The sequence below is a fragment of the Actinophytocola sp. genome (assembly GCF_035712165.1).
Taxonomy (GTDB): domain Bacteria; phylum Actinomycetota; class Actinomycetes; order Mycobacteriales; family Pseudonocardiaceae; genus DASYTH01.
Genome location: NZ_DASTBH010000150.1, coordinates 1 through 4,974, shown reverse-complemented (window position 1 = coordinate 4,974; position 4,974 = coordinate 1). Strand labels below are relative to the sequence as shown.

The window sequence follows — 4,974 nt, the reverse complement described above, 5'->3', positions numbered from 1 at the left end:
TCAGACCTCCAGGTTGGCTTCGATGCGCCGCAGCTGATGCCTGGCCAGGGCGAGGTTGGCCCGGGTCTTGTGCAGGGCGAGGTAGAGGAACAGTCCGCGGCCCGAGCGCCCGGTCAGCGGCCTGATCACGTGGTACTGGCCGGTCAGGGTGACGAGGATGTCCTCGATCGAGTCGTTGAGGCCCAGCATCTCGATCGCGCGCATATTGGCGAGGAACACCTCGGTGTTGCCGGCCGCCGCGACCGTCAGGTCGAAGTCCCTGCTGCCGCCGGCCGTGCCCAGCGCCATACCGCTGGTGTAGTCCACGAGCGCGACGCCGATCGCACCCTCGATCTGCATCGCGTCCTTGAGCGCCACATCCATGTCTGGCATGTCGATGTCCTCCGCAACGTGTCTGACTGGAGCGTGGTGAGCCTGACGCGCACCGGGCGGGGGTGGTCGCACAACAGGTCCGATCCGGCCACGTTCCACCGCGCGATACTCACTGCGCCTTCGGACAGCCAGTTGCGGATTTCTTCAACTACTAAATTGACAATGTTGTAAGTGTTGCTGGTACGGCACGCGGCCGGGCCGGCGTGCCGTACTGCTAGCGTCGACATCGGCAATGTCGGGCGGAGGTGGGTACGCGATGTCGGTGCCGCTGTATCAGGCCAAAGCCGAGATGTTCCGCACGCTCGGCCATCCGGTGCGGATACGCGTGCTCGAGTTGCTCCAGGACGGGCCGAGGCCGGTGCGCGACCTGCTCGCCGAGATCGAGGTCGAGGCGTCGAACCTGTCGCAGCAACTGGCGGTCCTGCGCCGTGCCGGCATCGTGACGTCGTACCGGGAGGGCGCGCTGGTGATGTACGCCCTGAGCACACCGGACGTCGCGGATCTGCTCGCCGCCGGCCGGCGCATCCTCGGCGCCGTGCTCACCGACCGCGACGGCCTGCTGGTCCAGCTGCGCGCCCACAGTCACACGGAGGGTTAGCGCCTGTTCCCCGCGCCCGTGGACCGGGATCGGTACGTTGGCGTTGGCGGAGCTGGGATTGATCGATGAGGACGAGTCGTGGTGCACCCCCAGGCTCGCCGGCCACGGGCCGACGCTGTTCGCGGGACTGTCGAAGTATGTCGACCTGAGGCTCGTGGACAGGAAGGAACTGGCCTCGGGAGCCGTGGCGATGCGGTACGAGCCGAAGAGGTAAGGAGGAGCCGGCGACGCGTCGCGGCGGGGGCCGGCTCGCGCACCGCGGCAACGTCCCGGCGCTGTCTGCCGCGCGCTCCCCCGCCACCGCTGCCGGACTCGCGGACCCCGAGACGACACCCGCGACGGCGCGTCGCCGCCACGCAGTCATTGACTGCCGCTGATGGAAGCCCTACCGTCGGCCCATGCCGGCTTCCTCACGACGCGGGTGGCGCGTGCTGTCGGGTTTCGCCGCGAGTGTGGTCACCGCCGCGCTGGTGTTCGCCGTTCCATCCGCGGCGAGCGCGGCCACCGTCTTCCAGGACAACTTCTCCGACGGCAACGCCGACGGCTGGACCGTGACCGGCGGCGCCTGGTCCGTGGCCGCCGAGGACGGCGACCCGGCACTGCGACAGTCCTCCGCCAGCGGCGACGCGCGGGCCATCGCGGCGGAGGTCGGGCGCGGCACCGCTTTCGGCACGATCGTCCGGGCGAGGTTGAAGCCGCGCGGCTCGCTCGACTCCGGCGGCTCGGTCTCGCTGCTGTTCCACGCGCTCGACGCCAACAACTACGCGTTCCTCACGCTGCGGGCCAACCGGGTGGAGCTGGGCCGGCGCCAGAACGGCGCCACGAGCGTGCTCGCCTCCGCGCCGTACACGCCGGTCGTCGGCACCTGGCACGTCGCCACCCTGGACCTGTCGTTCCCGAACCAGGCCCGCGCGGTGGTCACCGGCACCTCGCCGGGCGTACAGGTCATCGCCGCCATCCCGACCGCGACCGGCTCGGCCAACAAGGTGGGCTTCGCCACCCGCGGCGCGGTCGCGTCGTTCGACGACGTGCGCATCGAGGACGACGTCCCGCCGATCGACACCACTCCGCCGAGCGCGCCGGGCACCCCGGTCGCCTCCGCGATCACCCCGAACGGCTTCACGCTCAGCTGGCCGGCCTCCACCGACAACGTCAGGGTCGTGGGCTACCAGGTCACCACCGTGGTCCCACCCGGCTCCGGCGCGCCGGTCCGGATCTGGACCACGGGCACCAATTCGATCACGATCACGGACCTGCCACCGCGCTCCACGAACACGTTCCAGGTGCGCGCCTTCGACGCCGTACCCAACTATTCCCAGACCTCGCCACAGATCACGGTGACCACCGCGCCGCCGGCCGACCAGACCCCGCCCACCGCGCCCGGCACACCGACCGCCACCGGCGTGACCGCCACCTCCGTCACCCTCACCTGGGCCGCCTCCACCGACAACGTCGGCGTCACCGCGTACTACCTGCGCAACCCGGCCGGCACCGTGGCGACGGGTCCGTTCACCGGCACCACCGCCACCATGGCCAACCTGGCGCCCGGCACGACGTACACCTGGGTTGTCGTCGCCATCGACGCGGCCAACAACATCTCCGACCCGTCCGGGCAGATCACGGTCACCACGCTGGCCGACACGCCGATCTGTGAGTACGGCTACCGCGTCGTCAACCAGTGGCAGGGCGGCTTCCAGGCCGAGGTGACCATCCGCAACATCAGCCCCGCACCCGTGCAGGTGGACCGGATCCACTGGACGTTCGCCAACGGCGAGACGATCAGCAGCATCTGGAACGCCGTCGTGACGATCAGCGGCTCGACCGTCACCCTCCGTCCTAGTTGGACGGTCATCATCCCGCCCGGTGGCACGTTCAGCTTCGGATTCGTGGGAAGCGGCACCCCGGTACCGCCGAATCCCATCTACCTCAACGGCTTCCGGTGCAGGCCGCTGTGACGTGAGCGTTGGGAGTGCCCTCTCGCTTCGAGCGCTACCGTCGACGCCACCGGAACACGTCCCGGTAGAACTCGCGCATGCTCACCGGATCCGTCAGGATGGCCGAGACCGGCATGAGTGCGAACGGAGGGCCCGATCGGCGTAGCAGCACGATCGTGGTCACTGACGCCGCCGCGCCGGCCAGCCAGATCAGGAGGAGCACGAGACCGGACGGCGCCACCACCAACGCCGTCCAGATCCACGCCAGCCCGACCAGGCAAGCCACGCGAAAGGACCACAGGGCCGCGCGGTACGTTCGCGTGCCGACCGCCTCGGCCGCGTCCGGATCGCTCATCGACACGATCGTCACCGTACAGCCGCGTCACCGCGGCCGCACCGGGCACGGGTGCGGACGGGCGTGGGAAGAGTTCACCGGGGCGGGCGTGTGTTCCAGACCATCCCGCGGACGTCGAAGTCGGTGGCGCTGATCCCGATCACCAGCCCGCCGTCGTTGATGGACTGGCCCTGGCTGTTCTGGTGCCCGTCGAGCGGGTCGAGCGCGGTCATGACACCCCGCCGCCAAACGTACGCCCGGTTGCCGACGGTGCCGTCGTTGCTGGTGCCGCTCGCCTCGCCGCGTTCGTTGAGGTCGAACAGCGCCGCGCTCCCGCCGCCGAGGTCACCCAGGTCCGTCCGCACGCCGTCGCGCCACAGGTAGGCCCGGTCCCCGCCGCCGCCCGGCGGCGGGCCGGTGAATCCCACCTGGCCACGCTCGTTGAGCGCCAGCCTGCCCAACCCGGATATCAGATCGGCCCGCCCGACCGCGGTCGTGACCCCTCGGTGCCGGAGGAAGACGCTCTCCTCGAAGTCCGGGCTGACCTGGAGGCCGAGGACCTGACCGCGGTCGTTGAGGCCGAACGGTCGGGCGCCGAACGCGCCGAGGGTGCCCAGGTCGGTCAACACGCCGTTGTCCCACAGCCAGAGCCCGGACGTCTGGCGGGGCGGCTCCCCGGCGGTGAAGAGGTACTCGCCCAGAACCTGGCCATGGTTGTTGATGAAGATCAGGCCCGCCGTGACCGGGACCTCGCCGGGCACCGGAATCCGGGTCATCACGCCGCGGCGCCACAGGAAGTACGCCGGTGATCCGTCCGCCGTGGTGCTGATTCCGACGACCTCGCCGTGATCGTTCACCGCCGCGGCGGAGCTGTCCGGCCCGCCGAGCGTACCGAGATCGGTCATGATGCCCCGGTGCCAGAGGAAGGCGTGCCCGCCGCCGCCGGCGGTGCTGCTGCTGCCCACGACCTGGCCGCGCCGGTTGATGTCGGTCGGCGCACTGTATCCACCGCCGAGGCTACCGATGTGGGTGCTGGTGCCGTCGCGCCAGACCAACCCCATCCCGTCCTCACCGGTGCCGATGATCTCACCCGCGTTGTTCAGCCCGGCCGGGAAACCCATCGGCAGCGGCACGCCCTTGATCGACGCCGCGCGGACCGGGACGCCGGTCCCGGCCCGCGCGGGCTGAGCCGGCACCGCCGCCACGGTGGCGCCGGCCATCACCGAGACGGCCACGACGGCCAACGCCCGGGTACGTGTTGCGTTCGTCATCGGAACCAGGTCTCCTCACGCTCGTCGCTCGTCGCCGCCCGCACCTGCAGCCGCACCGGCAACACGACCGCCGGTTCCCGGCCGCTGTTACTGGCCAGCACGAGGTACGCCCCGTACGTGCCGGGCGCCAGGCCGGCGGTGTCGAGCGTGACCGTCAGGGCGGCGCTGCGGTTCGGCGCCAGCCGGCCGCGCGCGGGCCGGACCCGCAGCCACGGCACGTCGTTCGCTTCGGGCAGTCCGGCGTCGAGCTGGTACACGGTGCCCGGTGAACCGGTCGACGTCACCCACAGGTTGCCCAGCGGGTCCACGTCCAGGCCGGCACCGGTTTGCGGCTCCTGGTCCGGCGGGGCCACCGCCTTGAGCGGTTCGCAGGTCTCCGGGTCGACCTGATAGATGGTGTCCGTGTCGCTGATGGTCGCCACCCACAGCACGCCATGGGTCCTGTTCCACCCCAGGCCGGCCACG

Annotated in this window: 6 protein-coding genes; 2 read left to right on the top strand and 4 right to left on the bottom strand. The window is 70.7% G+C overall.

The features are described 5' to 3' along the window. Entirely contained in the window at positions 1 to 372 is a 372-nt protein-coding gene (locus VFO68_RS08485; RefSeq protein ID WP_325157631.1) for a hypothetical protein, read from the bottom strand. Positions 373 to 628: 256 nt separating this feature from the next. Between VFO68_RS08485 and VFO68_RS08480 the strand changes: the two genes are divergently transcribed. Both VFO68_RS08480 and VFO68_RS08475 read left to right on the top strand, forming a co-directional pair. Then, on the top strand, positions 629 to 970 hold the full coding sequence (locus tag VFO68_RS08480; protein WP_325157630.1) for a metalloregulator ArsR/SmtB family transcription factor: 342 nt from the start codon (positions 629 to 631) through the stop codon (positions 968 to 970). Positions 971 to 1,368: 398 nt separating this feature from the next. Beyond that, positions 1,369 to 2,925, top strand: a complete 1,557-nt coding sequence (locus VFO68_RS08475) for a cellulose binding domain-containing protein (protein WP_325157629.1) — start codon at positions 1,369 to 1,371, stop codon at positions 2,923 to 2,925. A 34-nt stretch (positions 2,926 to 2,959) separates the two neighbouring features. Here the strand turns inward: VFO68_RS08475 and VFO68_RS08470 are convergent, their stop codons facing one another. From VFO68_RS08470 to VFO68_RS08460, 3 genes are all read right to left on the bottom strand, one after another. Then, a complete protein-coding gene (locus VFO68_RS08470; RefSeq protein ID WP_325157628.1) occupies positions 2,960 to 3,259 on the bottom strand; it encodes a hypothetical protein in 300 nt (99 codons plus the stop codon). Between the two features lie 74 nt (positions 3,260 to 3,333). Then, positions 3,334 to 4,509, bottom strand: coding sequence for a hypothetical protein (locus VFO68_RS08465; RefSeq protein ID WP_325157627.1), 1,176 nt, complete (start codon positions 4,507 to 4,509; stop codon positions 3,334 to 3,336). Beyond that, positions 4,506 to 4,974: hypothetical protein (locus VFO68_RS08460; protein ID WP_325157626.1), on the bottom strand; the 469-nt coding region annotated here is incomplete at its 5' end. The genes VFO68_RS08460 and VFO68_RS08465, both read right to left, overlap by 4 nt.

What these genes read in the sequence shown, in the direction of transcription:
- VFO68_RS08475 (WP_325157629.1), top strand. Translation starts at nt 1,369, where the DNA reads ATGCCGGCTTCCTCACGACGCGGGTGGCGCGTGCTGTCGGGTTTCGCC.
- VFO68_RS08485 (WP_325157631.1), bottom strand. Translation starts at nt 372, where the DNA reads ATGCCAGACATGGATGTGGCGCTCAAGGACGCGATGCAGATCGAGGGT.
- VFO68_RS08480 (WP_325157630.1), top strand. Translation starts at nt 629, where the DNA reads ATGTCGGTGCCGCTGTATCAGGCCAAAGCCGAGATGTTCCGCACGCTC.
- VFO68_RS08470 (WP_325157628.1), bottom strand. Translation starts at nt 3,259, where the DNA reads ATGAGCGATCCGGACGCGGCCGAGGCGGTCGGCACGCGAACGTACCGC.
- VFO68_RS08465 (WP_325157627.1), bottom strand. Translation starts at nt 4,509, where the DNA reads ATGACGAACGCAACACGTACCCGGGCGTTGGCCGTCGTGGCCGTCTCG.